20 protein-coding genes and 4 pseudogenes are annotated in these 21,668 nt (G+C 56.9%); 15 read left to right on the plus strand and 9 right to left on the minus strand.

The window, feature by feature from the left end; all coding sequences use genetic code 11:
- The first annotated feature begins 33 nt into the window (after nt 1-33).
- The gene (gene punR / locus AACY30_RS11205) at nt 34-957 is read left to right on the plus strand and encodes a DNA-binding transcriptional activator PunR (protein WP_339414839.1); all 924 of its coding nucleotides are present in this window, start codon (nt 34-36) and stop codon (nt 955-957) included.
- Here punR and AACY30_RS11210 read toward each other — a convergent pair.
- Nucleotides 929-2,107 carry an aspartate aminotransferase family protein gene (locus AACY30_RS11210; protein WP_339540316.1) on the minus strand — a complete coding sequence of 393 codons (1,179 nt, stop codon included), beginning with the start codon at nt 2,105-2,107 and terminating at the stop codon, nt 929-931. The genes punR and AACY30_RS11210 overlap by 29 nt on opposite strands.
- A gap of 102 nt (nt 2,108-2,209) precedes the next feature.
- On the opposite strand from AACY30_RS11210, the gene AACY30_RS11215 reads away from it, so the two are divergent.
- Nucleotides 2,210-3,115 (plus strand): LysR family transcriptional regulator, encoded by a 906-nt coding sequence (locus AACY30_RS11215; protein ID WP_339540317.1) that lies wholly within the window; start codon nt 2,210-2,212, stop codon nt 3,113-3,115.
- On the opposite strand, the gene AACY30_RS11220 is transcribed toward AACY30_RS11215, so the two are convergent.
- Nucleotides 3,112-3,735 carry an HAD family hydrolase gene (locus tag AACY30_RS11220; protein ID WP_339414842.1) on the minus strand — a complete coding sequence of 208 codons (624 nt, stop codon included), beginning with the start codon at nt 3,733-3,735 and terminating at the stop codon, nt 3,112-3,114. The two genes, AACY30_RS11215 and AACY30_RS11220, sit on opposite strands and share 4 nt — an antisense overlap.
- Nucleotides 3,736-4,031: 296 nt before the next feature.
- Here AACY30_RS11220 and AACY30_RS11225 point away from each other — a divergent pair, with 296 nt between their 5' ends.
- Entirely contained in the window at nt 4,032-5,267 is a 1,236-nt protein-coding gene (locus tag AACY30_RS11225) for an anthrax toxin-like adenylyl cyclase domain-containing protein (protein ID WP_339540318.1), read from the plus strand.
- Nucleotides 5,268-5,331: 64 nt separating this feature from the next.
- On the opposite strand, the gene fabV is transcribed toward AACY30_RS11225, so the two are convergent.
- Nucleotides 5,332-6,525 (minus strand): enoyl-ACP reductase FabV, encoded by a 1,194-nt coding sequence (fabV, locus tag AACY30_RS11230; protein ID WP_339540319.1) that lies wholly within the window; start codon nt 6,523-6,525, stop codon nt 5,332-5,334.
- A gap of 309 nt (nt 6,526-6,834) precedes the next feature.
- Between fabV and AACY30_RS27430 the strand changes: the two genes are divergently transcribed.
- The 5 genes and pseudogenes from AACY30_RS27430 to AACY30_RS11250 form a co-directional block, all read left to right on the plus strand.
- Nucleotides 6,835-7,011, plus strand: a complete 177-nt coding sequence (locus AACY30_RS27430) for a hypothetical protein (protein WP_445261423.1) — start codon at nt 6,835-6,837, stop codon at nt 7,009-7,011.
- Nucleotides 6,999-7,178: pseudogene (locus AACY30_RS27435) on the plus strand (aspartyl/asparaginyl beta-hydroxylase domain-containing protein); the annotation flags it as partial. The gene AACY30_RS27430 and the pseudogene AACY30_RS27435, both read left to right, overlap by 13 nt.
- Nucleotides 7,179-7,328: 150 nt before the next feature.
- A complete protein-coding gene (gene ppnN, locus AACY30_RS11240; RefSeq protein WP_339540320.1) occupies nt 7,329-8,702 on the plus strand; it encodes a nucleotide 5'-monophosphate nucleosidase PpnN in 1,374 nt (457 codons plus the stop codon).
- A 173-nt stretch (nt 8,703-8,875) separates the two neighbouring features.
- Nucleotides 8,876-9,133 (plus strand): AbrB/MazE/SpoVT family DNA-binding domain-containing protein, encoded by a 258-nt coding sequence (locus tag AACY30_RS11245; RefSeq protein WP_339471929.1) that lies wholly within the window; start codon nt 8,876-8,878, stop codon nt 9,131-9,133.
- Nucleotides 9,130-9,369, plus strand: a pseudogene (locus AACY30_RS11250) (PIN domain-containing protein); the annotation flags it as partial. The gene AACY30_RS11245 and the pseudogene AACY30_RS11250, both read left to right, overlap by 4 nt.
- A 154-nt stretch (nt 9,370-9,523) precedes the next feature.
- Here AACY30_RS11250 and AACY30_RS11255 read toward each other — a convergent pair.
- Together AACY30_RS11255 and AACY30_RS11260 are read right to left on the minus strand one after the other, a co-directional pair.
- Nucleotides 9,524-9,853 (minus strand): YXWGXW repeat-containing protein, encoded by a 330-nt coding sequence (locus AACY30_RS11255; protein ID WP_049709392.1) that lies wholly within the window; start codon nt 9,851-9,853, stop codon nt 9,524-9,526.
- A gap of 129 nt (nt 9,854-9,982) precedes the next feature.
- On the minus strand, nt 9,983-10,882 hold the full coding sequence (locus AACY30_RS11260) for a DMT family transporter (protein WP_339540321.1): 900 nt from the start codon (nt 10,880-10,882) through the stop codon (nt 9,983-9,985).
- Nucleotides 10,883-10,979: 97 nt separating this feature from the next.
- Here AACY30_RS11260 and AACY30_RS11265 point away from each other — a divergent pair, with 97 nt between their 5' ends.
- Complete coding sequence (locus AACY30_RS11265; protein WP_339471931.1) at nt 10,980-11,828, plus strand: LysR family transcriptional regulator; 849 nt, start codon at nt 10,980-10,982, stop codon at nt 11,826-11,828.
- Nucleotides 11,829-11,832: 4 nt separating this feature from the next.
- Here the strand turns inward: AACY30_RS11265 and AACY30_RS11270 are convergent.
- Nucleotides 11,833-12,306: pseudogene (locus tag AACY30_RS11270) on the minus strand (LysR family transcriptional regulator).
- On the opposite strand from AACY30_RS11270, the pseudogene AACY30_RS11275 reads away from it, so the two are divergent.
- A pseudogene (locus AACY30_RS11275) lies at nt 12,305-12,572 on the plus strand (NADPH-dependent F420 reductase); the annotation flags it as partial. The pseudogenes AACY30_RS11270 and AACY30_RS11275 sit on opposite strands and share 2 nt — an antisense overlap.
- 100 nt (nt 12,573-12,672) lie before the next feature.
- Here AACY30_RS11275 and mqo read toward each other — a convergent pair.
- Nucleotides 12,673-14,319 carry a malate dehydrogenase (quinone) gene (mqo, locus tag AACY30_RS11280; protein ID WP_339428392.1) on the minus strand — a complete coding sequence of 549 codons (1,647 nt, stop codon included), beginning with the start codon at nt 14,317-14,319 and terminating at the stop codon, nt 12,673-12,675.
- 424 nt (nt 14,320-14,743) lie between these two features.
- Between mqo and AACY30_RS11285 the strand changes: the two genes are divergently transcribed.
- From AACY30_RS11285 to AACY30_RS11295, 3 genes are all read left to right on the plus strand, one after another.
- On the plus strand, nt 14,744-15,931 hold the full coding sequence (locus tag AACY30_RS11285; RefSeq protein ID WP_339540322.1) for an MFS transporter: 1,188 nt from the start codon (nt 14,744-14,746) through the stop codon (nt 15,929-15,931).
- Nucleotides 15,921-16,250, plus strand: a complete 330-nt coding sequence (locus tag AACY30_RS11290; RefSeq protein ID WP_339540323.1) for a hypothetical protein — start codon at nt 15,921-15,923, stop codon at nt 16,248-16,250. Before AACY30_RS11285 ends, AACY30_RS11290 begins: the two co-directional genes overlap by 11 nt.
- 282 nt (nt 16,251-16,532) lie before the next feature.
- The gene (locus AACY30_RS11295; RefSeq protein ID WP_339540324.1) at nt 16,533-17,372 is read left to right on the plus strand and encodes a hypothetical protein; all 840 of its coding nucleotides are present in this window, start codon (nt 16,533-16,535) and stop codon (nt 17,370-17,372) included.
- Between the two features lie 56 nt (nt 17,373-17,428).
- Here the strand turns inward: AACY30_RS11295 and AACY30_RS11300 are convergent, their stop codons facing one another.
- Together AACY30_RS11300 and AACY30_RS11305 are read right to left on the minus strand one after the other, a co-directional pair.
- Nucleotides 17,429-17,641 (minus strand): hypothetical protein, encoded by a 213-nt coding sequence (locus AACY30_RS11300; RefSeq protein WP_339540325.1) that lies wholly within the window; start codon nt 17,639-17,641, stop codon nt 17,429-17,431.
- A 636-nt stretch (nt 17,642-18,277) separates the two neighbouring features.
- Entirely contained in the window at nt 18,278-19,210 is a 933-nt protein-coding gene (locus AACY30_RS11305; protein ID WP_339540326.1) for an RES domain-containing protein, read from the minus strand.
- A 1,000-nt stretch (nt 19,211-20,210) separates the two neighbouring features.
- Here AACY30_RS11305 and AACY30_RS11310 point away from each other — a divergent pair.
- Together AACY30_RS11310 and AACY30_RS11315 are read left to right on the plus strand one after the other, a co-directional pair.
- Nucleotides 20,211-20,357 (plus strand): hypothetical protein, encoded by a 147-nt coding sequence (locus AACY30_RS11310; protein ID WP_221599522.1) that lies wholly within the window; start codon nt 20,211-20,213, stop codon nt 20,355-20,357.
- Between the two features lie 48 nt (nt 20,358-20,405).
- The gene (locus AACY30_RS11315; RefSeq protein ID WP_339540327.1) at nt 20,406-21,077 is read left to right on the plus strand and encodes a hypothetical protein; all 672 of its coding nucleotides are present in this window, start codon (nt 20,406-20,408) and stop codon (nt 21,075-21,077) included.
- The last annotated feature ends 591 nt before the right edge of the window (nt 21,078-21,668 follow it).

Here is a 21,668-nt window from a genome sequence, read left to right on the forward strand (position 1 = left end):
ACATTCTTATCAATAAATTTGAAGGCGGCCGCTATGTGGTCCGAATACTCCCTGGATGTTGTGGATGCCGTGGCGCGCCATGGCAGCTTCAGCGCCGCGGCCCAGGAGTTACACCGGGTGCCGTCGGCCATCAGCTACACCGTGCGTCAGCTCGAGGAGTGGCTGGCGGTGCCACTGTTCGTGCGACGCCATCGGGATGTAGAACTGACACCTGCCGGCCGTTTATTTATAGACGAGGCCCGGAGCGTGATGAAAAAAATGCTCGGCACGCGGCGGCTGTGCCAGCAGGTGGCCAATGGCTGGAGCGGCCAGCTGAAGGTGGCGGTGGATTCCATCGTCAAACCCCAGCGTTGCCGACAGTTGGTATTGGATTTCTATCGGCAGTTTCCCGAGGTGGAACTGCTGCTGGAATACGAGGTGTACAACGGAGTGTGGGATGCCCTGGCGGATGAGCGCACTGACATCGTGATCGGTGCCACCAGTGCAGTGCCAGTGGCCAGTCACTTCACTTTCCGCGACATGGGCTTGTTGAACTGGCTGTGCGTGGTCAGCGCACGGCATCCGTTGGCGAGCGTCGAAGGGTTGCTGAGTGACGACCAACTGCGCCCCTTCGCCTCGCTGTGCATGACCGACACCTCACGCAACCTGCCCAAGCGCGACACGTGGACCCTGGATAACCAGCGGCGTCTGGTGGTGCCGAACTGGGCCTCGGCGATCGATTGCCTGCGCGATGGCCTGTGCGTTGGCATGGCGCCGGCGCATCAAGTGCTGCCGTGGATCGAACGGGGCGAGTTGGTGGCGCTGCAATTGAGCCGGCCGTTTCCGGCCAGCCCGTCGTGTGTGGCTTGGGCGCAGAGCAAACTGTCCCCGGCCATGGCGTGGTTGTTGGAGTACCTGGGAGATACTGAAACCATGAATCAGGAATGGCTCAATGGGCCTGATCCAGTAACCGGGTGATGGCGCGCACGATCATCTCGACTTCCTTGGCATCCAGGGTCAACGGCGGCAGCAGGCGAATGACCTTGCCCCGCGTCACGTTGATCAGCAGGCCGTGTTCCTGGGCCGCACGCAGAGCCAAGTCGCGGTAAGGACTGGCCAGCTCTATACCGATCATCAAACCCAGCCCGCGAATCGCCAGCACGTGCGAGTGCTCACTCAACTCCACCCGCAACCGCGCGAGCAAACGCTCACCCTGCTGCGCCGCGTTCTGCAGCAAGCCTTGCTCCTCGATAATGTCCAGCACCGTGCAACCCACCCGACACGCCAATGGGTTGCCGCCGAAAGTGCTGCCGTGACTGCCCGGTGTAAACAATTGCGCCACGGCGGCCCGTGCCAGGCAGGCGCCGATGGGTACGCCATTGCCGAGACCTTTGGCCAGGGTCATCACGTCCGGGAAAATGCCTTCATGCTGGAAGGCAAACCAGGCGCCCGTGCGGCCGATGCCGGTCTGGATCTCATCCAGCATCATCAGCCAGCCGTGGCGTGTGCAGTGATCGCGCAGGGCTTTGAGGTAGCCAGGCGGCGGCGGCAGTACGCCACTTTCGCCCTGGATCGGCTCCAGCAGGACCGCCGCGATGCGCGTGCCAAACGCTTTTGTGACCGCCTCGATCGCGGCGATATCACCAAAGCTCACCTTGAGAAAGTCCCCCGGCAAACGCTGGAAGCCCAAGCGCACCGATGGCCCATCGCTGGCGGCCATCGTGCCCAGCGTACGGCCATGAAAGGCATTTTCCATCACCACCACCAACGGCGCTTCGATGCCTTTTTTCCAGCCATGCAGCCGCGCCAACTTCAGCGCTGTTTCGTTAGCCTCGGCCCCGGAATTGTTGAAAAAGGCACGGTCCAGGCCAGACAACTGGGTGAGACGCTGGGCCAGCTTCTGTTGCCAGTCAATGCTGTAGAGGTTGGATGTATGCAACAGCAAACCCGCTTGTTCGCTGATCGCCGTCACCAGCCTGGGGTGCGAGTGGCCGACATTGGTCACCGCCACTCCGGCCACCGCATCGAGGTATTCGCGGCCCTGCTGGTCCCACAAGCGTGTGCCCAGGCCACGGGTAAAACTCAGGGCCAAGGGTTGGTAAGTGGTCATCAGGCAGGCGGCGGTCATGGTGCGGGCTCCAGTACTTCGTTGTGATGGCTGCAGTATCGTTAGCCACCCGAGCTGGATAAACTGTGCATTCGTGCAATGACTTTAAATCAAGGCTTGACAATGGATCTGTTCCAGGCGATGTCGGTGTACGTTAAGGTGGTCGAGACCGGCAGCATGACCGCAGCGGCCCAGGCCTGCAGCATGTCGACCACCATGGTCGGCAACCACCTGCGAGCCCTGGAACAGCGACTGGGCGTCAGCCTGCTAAAGCGCACCACGCGCAAACAAAGCCTTACGGAATTTGGCGGGCAGTATTATCAGCGCTGTCTGGAAGTGTTGGGGCTGGTGGCCGACTCCGAGCAGCTCGCCGAGCAAGCCAACAGCGACATCCCCAAAGGCACCCTGCGCATCACCGCCCCACCCGTGTTCGGCACCGAACAACTTACACCGGCCTTGAGCGAATTTTCCCGACGCTACCCGCTGATCAACCTGTACGTGGTGCTGAGCAATGAGCGGATGGACCTGGTCGACAGCGGCTTCGATGTCGCGATCCGACTTGGCGAACTGGAAGCCTCCAGCCTGATCGCCAGGCCGATGCAGGCCTACACCCTAACGCTCTGCGCGTCACCGGCCTACCTGGCGCGACGTGGCACGCCGCAGACGCCCGATGACCTGCGCCAGCACGACTGCCTGGCGTTCGCCTACCCGACAAGTGACAACTGGCGCGACACCGACAAACTGTGGCGCATGACCGGCGAAGGCGTCGAGGTGGAGGTTCCGGTGTCCGGTTCATTGACCATCAACAGCTCGCAAGGCTTGCGCCAGGCAGCCGTCAACGGCATGGGCATCATCATGCTGGCCGATGCACTGGTGCAGCCGGATCTGGAGAGTGGCAAGCTAGTGGCCTTGTTAACCACTTATCGACTGCCCAGCCGCCCGATGCACCTGCTCTACGGTCAGGACCGTTATCGCCTGCCCAAGTTACGCGCCTTCGTCGATTTCGCTATGGAAAAGTGGGCACGCTAGAAGCCCACGCCCAACTCACGCAATCGCGCGGCAGTGCGCTCAGCCGATACGTGGTGGATACCTTGCCAACCGAGGGCGACGGCCGCGTCGATATTGCCGGCGACATCATCGATAAACACCACTTCAGCCGGCTGGATATTCGGCAGGTGGGCCCGTACCTGGCTGAGGCTGGCATGGTAGATCGCTGCGTCAGGCTTGATCATCTTCAGTTCGCCGGACACCACAATGTCGCGAAAGTACTGCAGGAACGGGTAATTGGCCCGTGCATAGGGGAACGTCTCGGCGGACCAATTGGTGAGTCCGAACAGCGGCATATCAACATGGTGCAACGCCTTGAGGATCGCCACGCCTTCCGGTAGCGGGCCGCGCAGCATCTCGTGCCAACGGTCGTAATAGGCTTGGATCAAACGCTCATGATGCGGGTACTGCTCGATCAGGCTGCGGGTGCCTTCAGCCAGTGTGCGACCGGCATCTTGCTCGGTGTTCCAGGCCTGGGTGCAAATGTGCTCGAGAAACCATTGCCGTTCGTAATCGTCGGTAATCAACTTGCGGTACAGGTGCTGCGGGCTCCAATCGAACAGGACACCGCCGAAATCAAAAACCACTGCGCGAATTGTCATACGTCCCTCCCCTGCGTGTGATGCGCCAGTCTCGCATGCCAGCGAAACCACGCCGCACGTAAACAAGCGTAGGACCGCTCTGATAATTTCACGGGTCGCGCACAGCAAAAAGAGCACCGCCTCCGAATATCCCGGCCTTCCGCGCTCTTTTTCCGACTGTGCTTAAAACAGCTCGTAATACTTGTTCTTCCCCACAAAAAGAAGACTTCTTTAGTGTGCCCCGTGCAATAGAAGGAATGCTTTGGTCTGGAAGGGATCATCCAACGTGTCTATTAAACATAGCTTGGAGATATTCAATGAAAGGCGTAATGACCCCTGCTATTTCCCCTTCCGCACTCAGCATGGATACCTTGCAACACGCTCAACCCAGCCAGTCGACTGACACCGCTCAAGCGACAAAGAAATCGATAAACGTCGCATTTGAGCGTGCACGCGAAAAAACCGGAATAGTGTCGAGCCATCTTATTCCCCTGCATAAAATTGCGCTGGCGACCAACTCCATCATTGGCGTACGCCCTGTGGAAACCGTCGCAACCGGGCTGATAGAAGCCGGTCATCCCACCAAGGACTTTCATATCAAGGGTAAAAGCGCCAATTGGGGACCACAAGCCGGCTTGATCTGCACGGACCAGGCCTTCAGCAAGCTCGAAAAATTCAAGAGCGATGCACCCGGCAAAGTCAGCCGCGCCAATGAGCAAATCCAGGAGTGCATCAACGACGGGCATGCCGTCGCAATTCCCTTGAAGCTCTCGCGCAGTCGTCTTGGCGAATTGATGAAACTCGGCCAGATCACTCAACTGGCATCGAACGAGCACGAAGGCACGCTGCGTTTCAACGCGAAGGGGCCAAGTCAGCAGCTGTATACATTCGAAGGCAAACGCCTGTCACCGTTAGGAGACAACTACCTCATTACCCATGAGGGCAAGCCCGTTGAAGTGCTCGCGAAAAAGGCCGATGGCAAGGCACTGACGGCTGACTATGACTTGCACATGGTGGCGCCGCACCTCAGTGACTTCGGCCCCCAGGATTTAATCCCGGTGCCCGATATTGCGCACAGCGTTTTCACAGAACGAGTCAATCGCTACAGACACCAACAATCGGGCGACAAGACTGTCCATGTGCCGAAAGAGTTACGCGCAGACTATCAGAGCGCCGCATATTTTTATCGAAAGGAAGATCCAGACCTGGGTAATGTCACGCCGCGAGTCAAGCAAATGATCGAGCTGATTAATCAGAGATTGGTCGGCAATGGAGAGCGGGTGGTCCACCACGGCACGGATTCCGGAAACCCGGTAACGGAAGTGGCCGCCAACTATCCGGCAACGTTCTTCTTACCGACGAAGCTCGGGCGCTTCGATGAAATCAGCATCATCAACGACGGCAAGGAAATGGCGGAACTAATAAAGACGGCGAAGGACAGTGGCTATCACGTGCCACTCAATCCACTTTGGGAGAGAGAAGTGGTCGGTATCAAGCGCTCTGGTTTCACCCATGCCCAAGAGCGGCTGGCGTCAGCCTTTCGCCAAGGCTGACGCTCTGTGCGCTCACAAACAGCAGCCTCATAACAGGGTTATCGAGGCTGCTGTGTAAGCCGTCTTATGCCGAGATGAGGCCGTTGATCTTCACGGTCGGATTGACGTCAGCGTCGTAGTCCACACCGTCGATTTCAAAGCCGAACAAGCGCAGGAATTCAGCCTTGTAGCCGGCAAAATCGCTGATCTCGTTGACGTTGTCGTCGGTGACCTGGTTCCACAGTGCAGCGACGGCGTCCTGGACTTTAGGTTCCAGCTCGGCAAGGTCGGCACGCAGGCGGCCGTCTGCGTCGAGTTTCGGCTGGCTGCCGTACAGGCTGTCCTTTAACAGACCGTAGACTTGTTCGATGCAACCTTCGTGGGTGCCCTGCTCTTTCATCACTTTGAACAGTAACGACAGGTACAGCGGCATGATCGGGATTGCCGAGCTGGCCTGGGTCACCACAGCCTTGAGCACCGACACACGGGCGTCGCCCTTGAGTGCAGCAAGGTTGTCGCGCAGGGTCAGGACTTTTTTATCCAAGTCTTTCTTGGCTTCGCCGATGGAGCCGTTCCAGTAGATATCCTGGGTCAGTTTCTCGCCGAGGTAGGTGAACGCAGTGGTCTTGGCGCCTTCGGCCAGGACGTCGGCGTCACGCAGGGCGTCGATCCACAGCTGCCAGTCTTCGCCACCCATCACTTTGACGGTGCCGTCGATTTCTTCCTGGGTCGCAGGCTCCAGGGTGGTGTCGACCACAACGCCCTTGTCGGTGTTGATACCGCGCAGGGTCACGGCCTTGCCAATCGGCTTGAGGGTGGAAGTGTGCACCACGCCTTGCGGGTCGGTACGGCGTGGCGCGGCCAGGCTGTAGACGACCAGGTCGATCTTACCGAGGTCTTTCTTGATGGTTTCGATGGTCAGGCGCTTGATCTCGTTGGAGAAGGCGTCGCCGTTGATGCTCTTGGCGTACAGGCCTTTTTCGACAGCGAACTTCTCAAACGCGGCACTGTTGTACCAGCCAGCGGAGCTCAGCTTGCCTTCTTCGCCTTCTTTTTCAAAAAACACGCCCAGGGTGTCGGCGCCGCAGCCAAACGCAGCACTGATACGCGCGGCCAGGCCATAGCCGGTGGATGCGCCGAGAACCAGCACCTTCTTCGGGCCACCTTCGATGGCGCCGTGCTCAGTGACGTAGTCAATCTGTTCCTTGACGTTCGCTTCACAGCCTACAGGGTGAGCGGTCACACAGATAAACCCACGAACCCGCGGTTTGATGATCATAAAATTTCTGCCTCTTCCAAGGTGCCGAAGGCCAGTGGTGGCCATTCAACTTCAATCGTACCGGTCTATGACGTCCGAAAAACCGAAGCGTCACGATAGTCGCAAATCTTCCGTTTACAAAATCCAATCCACACAGTGCAGCCAGGGTTAAAAACTGTGTAGAGCCTTCACAATTTCGCACTATTTAAAACGCCTAACAGACGCCGAACGCCTTATCATGACGCAGTTGTTTCAATATGTTTCAAATCCCCACCACTCGCGGCCACGGATCCGGACCTGTCGAATGGCGTCCTGCTGGAGCTGAGTTAGATGAACAAGCCTGCTTTGCGTAAAAAGGCAGTATCGGTCGCCTGGGTATTCGGCGTGCTGCTGATTATTGATATTTTCCCCGAGACCACCCTGGTATTTCTCGGCCTGGTAGTGATCTGCGGCCTTTACGATTTCCTGCGTAATGGCTTGTATGACGCGCCCTCGATGACACGTTAATGCATGCGTCTTTCAACAAAAACGATGCAAAGCGTTACTGCCTGTTTATCGATATCCTGCGGCCGACCCCGCTGCCCTTGGTTCTCAATACCGTAATCGCTGGATTTGCCGGGATGGTCTTTACCCTGCGTCGGGTTTTCTACAAAAACTGGAAGCTGATTCAGTAAGTTCTGCGGCATTATGGTGCTGGACGGTGTTTGCGCTTGGCCTCGCGCCTGAGGTAAACATCCGTCTCGTGCGTCCGAATTCGGCGCCCACCATTCTCAAGCCATCGCGGCCCTGTGCGGGTGCGGTGGCTGTGCTTTCAAGGATTAAGAATGCCCCAACGTCAAGTCATCAATGCTTCCGTCAGCCCCAAGGGCAGCCTCGAAACCCTGTCCCAACGTGAAGTGCAGCAACTGAGCGAAGCCGGTTCCGGTAGCATCTACACCCTGTTCCGACAGTGCGCCCTGGCTATCCTCAACACTGGCGCGCACATCGACAACGCCAAGACCATTCTCGACGCCTACAAGGATTTTGAGGTTCGTATCCACCAGCAGGACCGCGGTGTTCGCCTGGAATTGCTGAATGCCCCTGCCGACGCATTCGTCGATGGCGAAATGATCGCCAGCACTCGCGAAATGCTGTTCAGCGCCCTGCGTGACATCGTCTATACCGAGAATGAACTGGACAGCCAGCGCATCGACCTGAGCAATTCCCAGGGCATCACCGATTACGTATTCCACCTGCTGCGCAACGCCCGTACGCTGCGCCCGGGTGTCGAGCCGAAGATTGTAGTGTGCTGGGGCGGGCACTCGATCAATACCGAAGAGTACAAATACACCAAGAAGGTCGGCCACGAGCTTGGACTGCGCAGTCTCGACGTGTGCACCGGCTGCGGCCCTGGCGTGATGAAAGGCCCGATGAAAGGCGCGACCATTGCCCATGCCAAGCAACGCATCACCGGCGGGCGCTATCTGGGGCTGACCGAGCCGGGCATCATCGCCGCCGAAGCGCCGAACCCGATCGTCAATGAGCTGGTGATCCTGCCGGATATCGAAAAGCGCCTGGAAGCCTTCGTCCGTGTAGGCCACGGCATCATCATCTTCCCGGGCGGCGCCGGCACGGCCGAAGAGTTCCTGTACCTGCTGGGCATCCTGATGCACCCGGACAACCGCGACCTGCCGTTTCCGGTCATCCTCACCGGGCCAAAAAATGCGGCCCCGTACCTGCAACAACTGCACGCATTTGTCGGCGCCACCCTGGGCGAGGCGGCCCAGGCGCACTACCAGATCATCATCGACGACCCGGCCGAAGTGGCCCGCCAGATGACCATTGGCCTCAAGGCGGTGAAGCAGTTCCGTCGCGAACGTAACGACGCCTTCCACTTCAACTGGCTGCTGAAAATCGATGAGGGCTTCCAGCGCCCGTTCGACCCGACGCACGAAAACATGGCCAGCCTTCAGTTGAGCCACTCGCTGCCACCCCACGAACTCGCCGCCAATTTGCGCCGTGCTTTCTCGGGAATCGTGGCGGGTAACGTGAAAGACAAGGGCATCCGCCTGATCGAGCAGAACGGCCCTTATGAGATCCATGGCGACCCGGCCATCATGAAACCGCTGGACGAATTGTTGAAGGCGTTTGTAGCCCAACACCGTATGAAGCTACCAGGCGGTGCGGCGTATGTGCCGTGCTATCGCGTGGCGCAGTAAACCGACGGTTTCAGTCATAAGTTGTAGCGCTTTAAGGGCTTTTAGGAGCGTGCAGGTGGCGTGAGTCGGGCTAAGGTTTTTACGTGTCCCGACTCACACACACCAGGGAGAAGCCTATGGACCAACGGATCTTGTCCACCATCAATCCTTACCCTAAGGTAAGGAGCATCACGATGGAGATCTTCAACATGGCCACCGCCACACTTACTTCGAAAGGGCAAATCACCATTCCCGTTCAGGTCAGAACCGCCCTGGGTCTGGAAACAGGAGACCGCGTTGAATTCGTTGAAATGGAGGACGGTAAATTTTCCATCATGGCAGCGAGCAACACCGTACACGACCTCAAAGGCCTGATCCGAAAACCTGCCAACGCCGTCTCACTGGATGAAATGAACCGCGCCATCGCGGCACAAGGAGCGAAAGCTGGATGATCGGGCTGGATACCAATGTGCTGGTTCGCTATGTCACCCAGGATGATCCCGTCCAATCGCCCAAGGCATCCGCGTTGATCGAATCGCTCACCACCTTTTCACCAGGTTTTGTCAGCTTGGTGTCCGTGGTGGAACTGGTGTGGGTTTTACAAAGTTGTTACCCGTCAGCCAAGAGTGATGTGGTAACTGTTCTGGAAACGCTGTTGCGCACCCGTGAGTTGACCATTGAGCACGCTGCGGCAGGCATGAAACGACTGGCCTGAGGCTTGCCGTTGCAGCGGCACTCAGGTCAAAGCGAACGCTATAAAGAGCCGAGCACCGAACAACTAAGCTCGGCGCTGTTACGCGAGGTTCGGCTGCCAGGCACCAGGACGCCGATCCAGCCAAGGCTCAGCGAACCCAACCGCCGCCCTGCCAGTGATACCCATCATTACGTTGCACCCAGTGTGGATGCACATAGCGGTAACCCTCGCGTACCGGCTCCCAATGACCATGGACCGCGACGTAGCGCCCACCTTCCCAGCGCCAGTAACCCCGTGACCATACATAGCCGTAGCGCACGGGCGGTTCGACTTCGATCACCTGCACCGGCGGCGGTTGCGGCGCAACGACTTCCACATACTCACGTTGAACCGGCCTGCGCTCATGCACGACGCGCTCTTGCACACACCCGGATGCGGCGACAACCATGGCCGCCAATGCGGCATAACGTAGCAACATACAAAACCCTCGGACGCTGACGCCCAAACACCTGCAAAATTGAAAATGCCCCCTTTTCCAGCCGCTCTCCTGATCGGCCATGGGTATTTTTTAACAGGTAGTGTCTATCAGCTTGCTGAACCATGGGCCTCAGGAAGTGCATGCGACGGTCGGTTGCTTCATACGCACCAGAAGCATCCCGACGACCACTACGCCAATGCCGGCATAGGTCGATGCCTCAATCACGTCGCCAAACATCAGCGCCGCCCACACGAGGGTGACCGGCGGTTCCAGATAGACCAACGCTGCCACGCGCGTTGCAGTCATCACGCGCAGCAGCATCCACAGGCTCAAGTAGGCGACAAAGGTGGAAAACACTGTCAGCCAGACAATCGAGATCAGTACGTCGGGATCATGGGGAATGCTCAATGTATCGGTATAGAGCACAGCCCCCGTGAAGCCGATCAAGGTCAGCAGCGATTGGACGAACAGCGGCAGGACCAGGCCCACGTCCTCGCGATGCACGGTACGCCGCTCGTACAGGGTGGCCAGTGTCAGCCCAAATGCCGCCGCCAATGGCAACAGATACATCACCAGACCCACGCCTTGACCACCGCTGCCGGACTGTCCGGCGATAACAATCGACACCCCGACAAAGCTGATCGTCAGCCCTATCCACTGCCAGCGACCACTGCGCTCGGCAGCGCTGCCGGTCGACAGCGCCGCCGTCATCAACGGCTGCAGCGCAGCGATAATCGCGGCAATTCCGGGGGGCAAACCATTTTGGATCGCTACGTAGAGGCACGTCAGGTACAGAAACTGCGATAGGAAACCGATGATGGCGTAATGGCGAATCTGCACCCATGAAAGCTTCAACAACCTGACGTTCAAGAACAAGCTCAAGCACACAGTGACCAACAGGAACCGCCAGAACAGCAGGTTGAATGCGCCACCGCCCTGGGTGCCCAGCTTGGCGCCGATATAACCTGAACTCCACGACAAGACAAACGCCCCTTGCAACAACACACGCACCGCAGTTGAGTGCTTCATACAGCCTCCAGCCTTCGACATTGACGTAAAGGCTAAGGGCGGAGCATGATTCTGTATATTTGAATAACCAGCACCACAAATCCGGAAAAATGGGATCATGGCCAAACAGCTGAATATCGACCTATTGCGGACCTTCCACGCTGTAGCACGTTTTGGTCGTTTCAACGAGGCGGCCGAGCATGTGCACCGCAGCGCGTCGACGGTGACCACGCAAATTCAAAAGCTGGAAGATCAGGTCGGCCAGCGCCTGTTCAGTCGCAGCAACCAAGGTGTGGAGCTGACGCTCTATGGCAAGAAACTGCTGGGCGAAACCACGGAGTTTCTCAAGAGCCATGACCGCCTGCTGATCTCGCTGATGCCACAGCGCATGGAGGGCAAAATCCGCCTGGGAATACCTGACACCTACGCGCCCGACTTCATTGAGGACTTCCTGCCGCAATTGATCGCTGACAACCCGCTGCTGGAGTTGGAAGTCGAAGCACGCACCAGCGGTGAATTGCTGGATTTGTTTATGACCAACCAGTTGGACCTCGCTATCACTGTCAGTGCCACCCCCTTGGCGCAGGGCGAGCGACTGGGCCCCGTGCAACCGCTATGGGTCGCCGCCAGGCACTTTCACTACTCGCCGAACGCGGCGCTGCCCGTCACCGTCCCCATCTCTGGCTGCCCCTACCGAGCGGCGGCCTTACGGGTGTTGAAAGAGCACGGTATCTATCACCGCGTATTGCTGCAAAGCCCCAACTCGACAGCGGTCGAAGCCTGTATCCGCAGCGGCGTGGCCGTCGGCCTGATCGAAGAAAGCCGCATGGGCGACGAGCTGACTCAGGTAATTGACGGGCTCAAGTTACCGCCGCTGCCGGTTCACCATCTGTACCTGTTGTGCGATGCCAGCAACGTGTTGGCATCGCATCTGTACGACCAAGTCAAACACGGATTCCACATTTGAGCTCTCACGCCGGGCCGAAGCGCTCCAGCACAGCCTCGACAAAACCTCGCAACTTAGCAGTACGTTGCCGATTCGCGGTGTAGACCAAATGCATGGCCCGGCTCGGCGCGTCAAAGTCCGGCAGCACCCGCACCAAGTCGCCCCTCGCTAACGCCGTACGCAGGAAGTCTTACGGACCGAGCACAATGCCGAAACCATCCAGGGCGGCCGACAGGGCGGTGATTTTCAGCTTGCCACGCGGCGTGTCATTCAAGATCTGCGCGAGAGAGTCGGCAGCCTCGGCCGCCGTCAGGATGTGCTTGCACCGTTCGTAATACGCGCTACCCAACTCTGTAAGGCTTTGCCTTAGCGTAGTGCGGTTGAGCAAGCGCGCACCCAGCCGTTGTTCCAACGCGGTGACATGCTTGGCCACCCTCTGCGCAGACATGCCCAAACGCTCGGCCGCGCGGGCGTAGGAACCCAGCTCAGCAGCCATCATGAGCAGTGTGCTGAGCGGCGTACTGGGGGTTCAAGTGGGCAGCGCAGATGATGCCGCACAATTTGGCGATGTGGTGCTCGTGGAGATTCCCCTCGAGCATTACCGCAGTGTGCCTGCGCACTGGCTGGAGGGTAAACGGTGCTGGACGCCAATAATTACTATCCCAACCGCGATGGGCATATCCCGGAACTGAACCGTTTGAAACCACCACCAGCCGGCTGCTTGCTGACCATTTGCCGCATTCACACGTGGTGAAAGTGTTCAACGTGCCGGCCGTTGAGCGAACCCACAGCCGCGCATAAACACCCGCGCACAAAAAAGCCCGCTGACCGTTACCGGTTCAGCGGGCTTTTTCTTAGCCGTTACTTACAGCGCCAGGTCAGACGCTGGCTTGCTCGGCTCAGCCGCAGGCTTGGCAGCCTCGGTCGCCTTTGGAGCAGCCGCTTGCGGAATCACAGGCGGTGTAGGCAGTTGCAGGACACCGGCGGTGTAGGCCCATTCCTTGGCAACCGCTTCTGGGCTGTCGTTCAGCTTGGTGCCGTAGCTCGGTACGATCTGGTGCAGTTTGGCCTGCCACTCAGGGGTCGCAACCTTGTCCTTGAATACTTTCTGCAGCACGGTCAGCATGATCGGAGCCGCGGTCGACGCGCCTGGCGATGCGCCCAACAGGCCTGCGATGGTGTTGTCGGCAGAGCTGACCACTTCGGTTCCGAGTTTCAGGACGCCGCCCAGCTCTTCGTCACGCTTGATGATCTGCACGCGCTGGCCGGCCTGCCACAGCCGCCAGTCGGATTGCTTGGCGTTCGGGAAGTACTCTTGCAGTGCCTTGAAGCGGTCGTCATCCGACAGCATCAGTTGACCAGCGAGGTACTCGACCAGCGGGTATTCACGAATACCGACTTTGGTCATGGGCCAGATGTTGTGGGTGGTGGTGCTGGTCAGCAGGTCCAGGTACGAGCCTTCTTTGAGGAACTTGGTGGAGAAGGTCGCGAATGGGCCAAACAGGATGACGCGCTTGCCATCCAGCACGCGGGTGTCCAAGTGCGGAACCGACATCGGTGGCGCGCCAACCGAAGCCTTACCGTAGGCCTTGGCCATGTGCTGCTCGGCGATGGCCGTGTTATCGGTCACCAGGAACGAGCCGCCCACCGGGAAGCCCGCGTATTCCTTGGCTTCAGGAATGCCCGACTTTTGCAGCAGGTGCAGTGCACCGCCGCCGGCGCCGATGAACACGAACTTGGCGTCGGTTTCAGTCTTGGTGCCGTCTTTCAGGTTTTTGTAGCTCACACGCCACGAACCGTCGGCGTTCTTGGTGATGTCCTGCACTTCGCTCGACAGTTTCAAGTCAAACTTCGGCGTGGTTTGCAGGTGGGCGACGAACTGGCGGGTGATCTCGCCAAAGTTCATGTCGGTACCCAGCGGGCTCCAGGTGGCCGCGATTTTCTGGTTCGGGTCACGCCCTTCCATCATCAACGGAACCCACTTGGCGATCTGCGCCGGGTCTTCGGAGTACTGCATACCGGCGAACAGCGGGCTCGCTTGCAGGGCTTCGTAGCGTTTTTTCAGGAACTTGATGTTGTCATCGCCCCACACAAAGCTCATGTGCGGTGTGGAGTTGATGAACGAACGCGGGTTCTTCAGCACGCCCTGCTGGACCTGCCAGGACCAGAACTGACGGGAGATCTGGAACGCTTCGTTGATCTCGACCGCTTTCGGGATCTGAACGACGCCGCTGCTGTCTTCCGGGGTGTAGTTCAGCTCAGCCAGGGCCGAGTGACCGGTACCGGCGTTGTTCCAGCCGTTGGAGCTTTCTTCGGCAACGCCATCAAGGCGCTCGACCATTTCCATCGACCAGCCCGGCTCCAGCTCATTGAGCCATACACCCAGGGTCGCACTCATGATGCCGCCGCCGACCAGCAGCACATCGACTTTCTTTGCCTCTTCCGCGTGAACGGACGTGATCCCCATCGACAAAGCCAGCCCCAGCAGGGCAGTGTTTACTTTTTTAAACATCAGTAGCACCTATGATAAAACGCCATCCGCCCTACCGCCCCTGAGTCTTCAAGGTCGCAGGGTGGGCACACAAGACCGACGTATCGACCTCACTTTTAGTCCCTTCTGCGCTGACTTCTTATCATTATTGGCTTCAGCTACCTGGGCAACAGCCAATCGCTGGGACGTATACGGATGTACGTACCCAGGAAAGGCTAGACCAGGACGGCGCGCAGAATATCACGGCAAACAGCGTTTATGCGCCGTTTGGCCAATTGACAGCTCTAAATCGAGGGTTTTAACGCACCGGTGTCAAGCTTGGCAGGCGCGACGTGGGGTCACAGGGCAGGAACTCTCACACAAAAGGCTGTTCTAGACACCTTTGTCGCTGCTTGCGTAGCATCAGTGGCTGTCCTTCGTGCGATCCATCCAAACAGAGTTACCCATGACTATCCAGCAAACACACGGGCACGTGCTGCCCGCGCGCAGTGCCGCCAAAATGGAAGCTGCCATGGCCGTGGGCGCTTTCGCTATCGGTACTGGCGAATTCGCGATCATGGGCCTGATGCCGGACATCGCCCACAACCTGAACCTCAGCGAACCGCAAGTCGGCCACGCCATCAGCGCCTACGCCCTCGGCGTGATGGTCGGCGCGCCACTCCTCGCCATCCTCGGCGCCAAATTGCTGCGCAAACACATGTTGCTGTTACTGATGGCCCTGTACGCCCTGGGCAACCTCGCCACCGCCTTCACCCCGTCCTTCGGCTCACTGATCGCCTTCCGCTTTATCAGCGGCCTGCCCCACGGCGCCTACTTCGGCATTGCGGCCGTGGTGGCTTCAAGCATGGTGCCCAACGACAAACGCGCCGGCGCAGTCGCCCGCGTAATGATGGGCCTGACCCTGGCCATGCTGCTGGGCAACCCCATCGCCACCTTTCTCGGCCAACACCTGGGCTGGCGCTCCGCGTTCGCGCTGGTCAGCGTGATCGCCCTATGCACCATCGCGCTGGTCTGGCAATTCGTCCCCCACCGCCACGACGAACAACGCAGCGACCCACGCAAAGAATTGCGCGCGTTTACCAAACCCCAGGTGTGGATGGCCTTGTCCATTGGCGCCATTGGTTTTGCCGGGATGTTCTGCGTATTCAGCTACCTGGCGCCAACCATGCTCGAAGTGACCAAAGTATCGCCGCAGTGGATCCCCTTCGGCCTCGCCGCGTTTGGCGTGGGCGGCATCATCGGCAACATCGCCGGCGGCAAGCTGTTCGACCGCATGCAGTTCCGGGCGGTGGGTTTGATATTGGTTTGGTCGATGGCCGTGCTGCTGTTCTTCCCCTTCGCGGCGTCCTCGTTATGGGGCGTCCTGCTGAGCATGGGCCTCGTCGGCACCATGGTCGCCCTGGCTGCGCCGCTGCAAATCCGTCTGATGGACATCGCGCACGAAGCCCCGAGCCTGGCGGCGGCGTCCAATCATGCGGCGTTCAACCTGGCGAATGCACTGGGGCCGTGGTTGGGTGGGATGGCGATTACGGCTGGGTTGGGGTGGACGAGCACCGGGTATATCGGCGCGGTCACCGCACTGGTCGGGCTGGGCGTTTACCTGATAGCGCGACGGATGCAGGGTGGGCACTGAGCCGTACAGCACCCTACAAAAGGATATTTTCTATTCCGCCATGGGTGTCATGACAGCCAATTCCGTTGCCCTGAAAGACACTCCTCCCAAGCCAGGTGGAAGTGATCCTGTTCTTTATATCGCTCGCACCACTGCGACCACGGCAGCGCTGGCTGCGGGCAATACGCTAAAGGCATTCACTACCCTGGATGAAATCAAAACGTCCACCACTAAGAACACCAAAAAGTATGCCTTCCTGGGTGCCTTTTTAGGGCTGATACTCGGAAGCGTCTTTGTACTAGGCAGGTTTTTTATTCGGCAGTACAAGCAGTCAAACTGATGGAAGGCTGTATTACAGAAACTCTGTCGATCAGGAAATAGCCAGCGCAGACCAGCAGGGAAGTGGAATAACGGCCTTAAGCCATTATTTCGCCGCGCACGGTTTTTTCACGGCAATTTTTTTGATGAGGTCGCGAAAAGCCCAGGACTCATACAGGCACGTCAAGATAAAAAGGCCAGCATCAGCGGCCATTTAAACTCTGTTCAGGCAATGCTCAGGTTGGATCCAATGGCGCCAGCCTGTAATATCCTTGTCATATTAATGATATGACAAGGACGTGTTTTGAGCTTTCCCGACAGCAGCGTGCTCCAGAACTTCCCCTCTACGCTCAACCACCGCAACGCCACGATCTTCATCACGGAGAGTGCCGACGACAGCGCCCAGCAGGCGATTCAAGACCTGATCGACACTCACTATGAGCTCAAAGATCGCGTCAGCGCCCCGCTGAAAGGGATGGAGAATGACCTGTTCGCCAAGTCCCAACCGCTCGACAGCCTCAAACCAAAACTGAGAGTGACATTCGGCCGCTCAAAGCGCGACGGCACATTCGACTGGCCAGTCGAAGAAGTCATCAACACCCTCGGCGCACAGAAACGTGGCGCTCCGGTTGCTGGCCTGTATGGCTTCGGCTACAGAAAGTCGGCATTGGGTTTGATCCAGGAATTCTTCATCTTCACCCAAATGCTGGATGGCTACCTCAACGGAATGGAATGGCTCAAGCAGGAGCGCGACATCCAGAGCCTGATCAGCGCTTCTTTCAAACTGCTGCACTGCCTGCACGGCAAAGGCGTGGTGCACATGGATTTCTGGGCCAACAACGTGATGGTCAACTTAGAACAGCCCACTCTCGCCAAGGCCATCGACCTGGAAAACTGTTTCCTCACCCCGTCGGATTTCCTGAGTGAGGTCTTGGCCTTTCAATTCGGATTCTTTTACCGGCGGGAAATTTTTCGGTTCGTGATCGAGGAGGATTACGACCGGATGGTTGTAGACGAGTTGGCCAAATATGCGGGCGTTGATCAGGAGCGTTTTGACGAGGTGTACGCAGCAAGCAAACATGAAACTATCAGCCGCCGAGCACGGCGCGAAATTTTCCTTAAAGGAATCGTCGTGACGAGCTAATGCAGGTGGCGACGGTCGCTGCTCCCGGGGGGGCTGCGCGGCAGCCCATTGCTACATCAATCGTCGTGAAGTAGCCCCGACCCGTACTCGCCATAACTGCTTCCAAGCCCACCGCCTCCAAAATTCATTCTGTCGGCGTTTTTGGGGCTGTGGTCACCGAACGCTTGGCAGCCCCCGGTAAAACAAGGATCGCTGCTCACGCCTGACGAACAAGCGCTCAAAAGCAACGTGCAAGCAACCATCACGACCTTGACGAGGTTCGATATCATATTTTCAATTCCCTATGGGCTGGAGGCGCGGGAGTCGTCCCTTAGGGAGGATCGTAGACCTCAAGGACGCAGAGGATGATGAAACTTTGCGCAGTGACAGCGTGGGTTCAGGTTGCCGGCTTGAGGCAAGGCGGCGAGATAGAATGTTAGGCGGTAGATTCGACGTGCGCTTGGCTCGGTAGACGACGGGGGCGTTTAACGCAATTAACTGCAGTCCCCAAAAGCTCTGTTTCCGGAAACAGCCTCCCCGACAGCTGACATGCATCCCTGATAAACTGCGCCCCATTCGCCTCGTTGACTCAGATCCCCAATGCCCCTACAAACAGCTCCCCTCTCCCGCCGCTTCTCCGTTGCCCTCATGATGGATTGGAATTACTAATCCTGTAGGCCACGTATTCCTTGCTCTACAGAGCCGGCCTGAAAGCTGCGTACCACTTTCGTACCAACACTACTTCCAAGCAGTGACGCCATGCTCCTCACGACAGGCGGCAATCGGCCAGAAGTGGTCATTGCATTTGGTCTGCTTTCGACCCATTGCAGCCGTTGACGAGAGGCGAGCCTTAGCCGCCAGTCGTCCGGGTCAATAAAATAACTAAACTCATGCTCTTGGCTGCATCGCTGGGTCTCACGACTCCCTTAATTCGACAAAAGCGCCTCTACGTAGGCCGCTGTGACTGGGCCTTCGAACAACTGAAGATTCCACTTACGACCGTCAAAAATAAATGGTACAGCTCGGTTTTTTTCAAGCAGGGTCGGCACGAGGCTCGGATCTGATGACCAGCAGATCACACCGGCTTCGAAGGTAGTCGCTGTATCCAAGATATCAACCCGAATGGAGCTGTCATTGACAGAAAGCACTTTCAGTTCCATTACATGCAAAAGCTCTAATCGCTTACTGGCGAATTCAGCATGCATAGCAGTATTATGCCAAGTGTCAAGACCAAGCACAGATGGATACTTTAATGCGACATGCCCGTCGTCACGTATAGTATGTTCATCGTCCTTATGGAAGTTGCAGGTAAGAAACTGCGCAATCGCTGCGGTAAACTTATAATCATCGGCGAAACTTGCGTGGATCCTCCTGGTGAATTGTGTGTCTAGATAAGCAAGTAGGAGATCATCATTGGGCCCGCTAAACGCAGCCGCAGGCATGCCATTTACTGCCTGATTCTCTTCGCTGTCAAAAATTCTGTTTACGGGGATTCGATCTCTCGCAATCCATTGGCTTAAATAAACGGTATCGCCCTCGGAAACACGGGTTTCTAACAGTGCTCCAGCCCGTTGTGAGGCAGCGTAAAACATTGGGGTCAGCGGAGGGTTGCACCTCTGATAGCCACGAACCAGATGGGCTGGGGGTGCATGAAGCTCTGTGATTTTTACTGGTTTCTTAGATGCAACTCTTGCTCGATAAAACATCTCTCCGCCACCGGCAATACCTACAACTACATTCAGACCGTGTGTGATTTTGTTAAACGTTGAACGTATCGAGTCATATGATGCGCTTCTGGGGTCTATTCTATTTAGTTTTCTTATCTGTTCTCTTGCTTCGCTACGAGAGATATTTCGCATTGTTCTCAATCCATTGCTAGTTTTTGTTCAACTATAGGTCCGAGTGACGTGAAATCAACAGCAAAAATATGGACATATCTGTAATCCACGCGACTGCGTTTGACCTGTCTCAGACATTCTGTTAATCAGTTTATCGAGACAATAACCACCTCTGCATGCAAAAATTCCGAAGGGAGATTAGCGGCCAGAGCAGCAAGGAGCGCGAGGGCTCTTGTCTCATCACGCAGAGCTAGGGGGCCCTTCTTACCTTCTTTAGTTTTTAACGGTGCGTCTGGGCTGAACAAGCCGACGCGGATTTCTTTCGGATCGATGGAAAAGCTTTGTAGCAGTTGCCCATCAGACTTTCTAATAATTCATGTGAAATCCGTGACCATATGACCTTTCCCCCTGACTTGGTTAGAACAAAACCATATCATCAGCGAATTCGCTCATGAGAGGGAAGTGCTGATACTGCTCTTTTCAGCCATCCTTGATCACGGACGGTTCCGTGGACAACCTTTCCACTGGAATTTTCGCGAAACGGTTCATTTCTCGGATGCAGACTATGCAGTTGGTCTGAATGGCTCCTCAACCGAGTGTCCGCTTTTGGCCGAGGCTGTGTAAAAACTCTTTCGGGTAGTCGTAGCAATCAAAATCGGCGCAAAAATCACGCTCCTACGCAAAATCCAGGTTTGCAGCCTAACCGAACGCTTGCAGATTTAACGTAGACGCGAGGACTTGAAAACGGCCGCTGCGTTTTTACACAGCCTGGGCCGATTTCTGCCGTTCGTGACGCGCCGCAACCGGCCAGAAGAGGTCACTTACCTCTTGGGTAAAATTCTCACTTGTAGTCCGCGCAGCTCCGCCACTGTCCTGCATCAAGTGCTGGCTTCAGCTTGTGCAAAACCACACGATGGTGAAATATCACTAATTATCACGGTTCATCACCAAACGATCAGTGGTGGCGTTTTTCCCAGTTGGTAGGCTGAGCTCTCTACTCACATAGCTAAGGAGCACCAACATGACCAAGCAGAACGATGACAAGGCAAACGCCCACAATCGTAACCCTGGCACCAACGGCACCAACAAGACCTGGGACAAAAACCACGGTCACACTGGCTGGCAAAAGAACCCTGAGAACCCACAGAATCAGGTGAAAAAGTCATAACGTGTTAGGGGGAGCTTTGCTCCCCTTATTTTTTTAAGCGGGAGATACATGGAAGATCAGTCCGAAAGAAGTAAAGGGAAAAGTGCTAAGAAAAAGCCTTTTAAGCTGACGCGACAGCTGATTCGTCTCGCGCTCAATGATGGCTGGGCGCAGAGAGAAATTGCAGAAAAGTGTCGAGTTCAGCAATCCATTGTCAGTGCCTGGAGCAAGGGGGCCAAGTGCGCGACTGAGGCACAGTTAATGCCGTTGCTTGAGATCTACGGGCACAAGTTAAGAAGACATACATTCCGTGTGTATTGGGCGTTCGACTCGAACACGCAGGCCAAGACGTTCTTCCGGATTGAAGGAAAGGTGGTGCTTGCCGAAGTGGTGTTTGAGCTTAAAGAGTCCAGCGGAAAGGCAACCCAAAAAATACCCGTGATGAAATTGATAATTCACCATCAGGGTGCCGATAGTTTCATAAGTGTGGTTCAGCGCAGACTTGAATTAGATTCACCTATCAAGCTCACTCTAAGCAGTGCAGAGGATGCGGTGTGGTCATCCGAAGTATCGGATCAGCAAAGTAGCGCTGAGCTCATTGCCTGGTTAGATGGCTACGCCAATAGCTTAAGCGAGAAGCACCCGCACATTGGGCTTACTCTGCCATTTTTGCTTCGGCAGGCACTAATGAATCATGGCTTTCCAGTAGAGGGTGTTGTCGACTATCCGGCTGTCTGGTAGGTTGATCGAACCCTAATCGGAACGAGGGCGCCTTAATGCCCTCACTGCGGTATATCCGCGTTGGCCTGTACACCCTTCGGGGTTAGCCCCGTGAAAAGCCTGTCGCTTTCACGGCGCGATTCAGGCCTTTTTAGGACGGTAGATTGCGGCCTTTGCAGGCTAGGCGAAAGGGGAACTGATTAGCCGAAACGCCATCAGCCTAAAGGGTATGGGGTGGGACGAAACCCAAGCCGCCAGTCTCTGGCCGCTTGGTTTTTTTAAGTATATCCAACATTAATCACCCAATTGAGTCGTACCAGCTATCGTAGGCATGGGGCGACCGCGTCTGGCCAGTGCCTGTCTGGTGCGACAGGCGAGTCCCGACCAAGAGCGGATTCTCAACCCCTTAATTTTCCTAGAGAAAGTTGGGGGTTAGCCAGTGAGGGCAGATATCGGGGTCAGACCACGTTATCTAACGTACTGGCCTCCCTCCGATCCCGACACATTTCACACGAAGCAATGTGCAACGCGAGGTGGTGAGAAGCGCACAAGCCCCTCCCACACCCTAGACCCATCCCTGATAAACTGCGCCCCATTCGCCTCGTTGACTCA

Source organism: Pseudomonas sp. RA_5y_Pfl1_P24 (assembly GCF_963970945.1).
Classification (GTDB): Bacteria; Pseudomonadota; Gammaproteobacteria; order Pseudomonadales; family Pseudomonadaceae; genus Aquipseudomonas; species Aquipseudomonas tritici.

Bases quoted from the DNA above. Each gene is read 5' to 3' on its own strand.
- AACY30_RS11255 (WP_049709392.1), bottom strand. From the start codon at position 9,853: ATGTTGCTACGTTATGCCGCATTGGCGGCCATGGTTGTCGCCGCATCC.
- AACY30_RS11210 (WP_339540316.1), bottom strand. From the start codon at position 2,107: ATGACCGCCGCCTGCCTGATGACCACTTACCAACCCTTGGCCCTGAGT.
- AACY30_RS11315 (WP_339540327.1), top strand. From the start codon at position 20,406: ATGGAAGATCAGTCCGAAAGAAGTAAAGGGAAAAGTGCTAAGAAAAAG.
- punR (WP_339414839.1), top strand. From the start codon at position 34: ATGTGGTCCGAATACTCCCTGGATGTTGTGGATGCCGTGGCGCGCCAT.
- AACY30_RS11225 (WP_339540318.1), top strand. From the start codon at position 4,032: ATGAAAGGCGTAATGACCCCTGCTATTTCCCCTTCCGCACTCAGCATG.
- AACY30_RS11310 (WP_221599522.1), top strand. From the start codon at position 20,211: ATGACCAAGCAGAACGATGACAAGGCAAACGCCCACAATCGTAACCCT.
- ppnN (WP_339540320.1), top strand. From the start codon at position 7,329: ATGCCCCAACGTCAAGTCATCAATGCTTCCGTCAGCCCCAAGGGCAGC.
- AACY30_RS11285 (WP_339540322.1), top strand. From the start codon at position 14,744: ATGACTATCCAGCAAACACACGGGCACGTGCTGCCCGCGCGCAGTGCC.
- fabV (WP_339540319.1), bottom strand. From the start codon at position 6,525: ATGATCATCAAACCGCGGGTTCGTGGGTTTATCTGTGTGACCGCTCAC.
- AACY30_RS11215 (WP_339540317.1), top strand. From the start codon at position 2,210: ATGGATCTGTTCCAGGCGATGTCGGTGTACGTTAAGGTGGTCGAGACC.
- AACY30_RS11300 (WP_339540325.1), bottom strand. From the start codon at position 17,641: ATGATATCGAACCTCGTCAAGGTCGTGATGGTTGCTTGCACGTTGCTT.
- AACY30_RS11265 (WP_339471931.1), top strand. From the start codon at position 10,980: ATGGCCAAACAGCTGAATATCGACCTATTGCGGACCTTCCACGCTGTA.
- AACY30_RS11305 (WP_339540326.1), bottom strand. From the start codon at position 19,210: ATGCGAAATATCTCTCGTAGCGAAGCAAGAGAACAGATAAGAAAACTA.
- AACY30_RS11245 (WP_339471929.1), top strand. From the start codon at position 8,876: ATGGAGATCTTCAACATGGCCACCGCCACACTTACTTCGAAAGGGCAA.
- mqo (WP_339428392.1), bottom strand. From the start codon at position 14,319: ATGTTTAAAAAAGTAAACACTGCCCTGCTGGGGCTGGCTTTGTCGATG.
- AACY30_RS11260 (WP_339540321.1), bottom strand. From the start codon at position 10,882: ATGAAGCACTCAACTGCGGTGCGTGTGTTGTTGCAAGGGGCGTTTGTC.
- AACY30_RS11220 (WP_339414842.1), bottom strand. From the start codon at position 3,735: ATGACAATTCGCGCAGTGGTTTTTGATTTCGGCGGTGTCCTGTTCGAT.
- AACY30_RS27430 (WP_445261423.1), top strand. From the start codon at position 6,835: ATGAACAAGCCTGCTTTGCGTAAAAAGGCAGTATCGGTCGCCTGGGTA.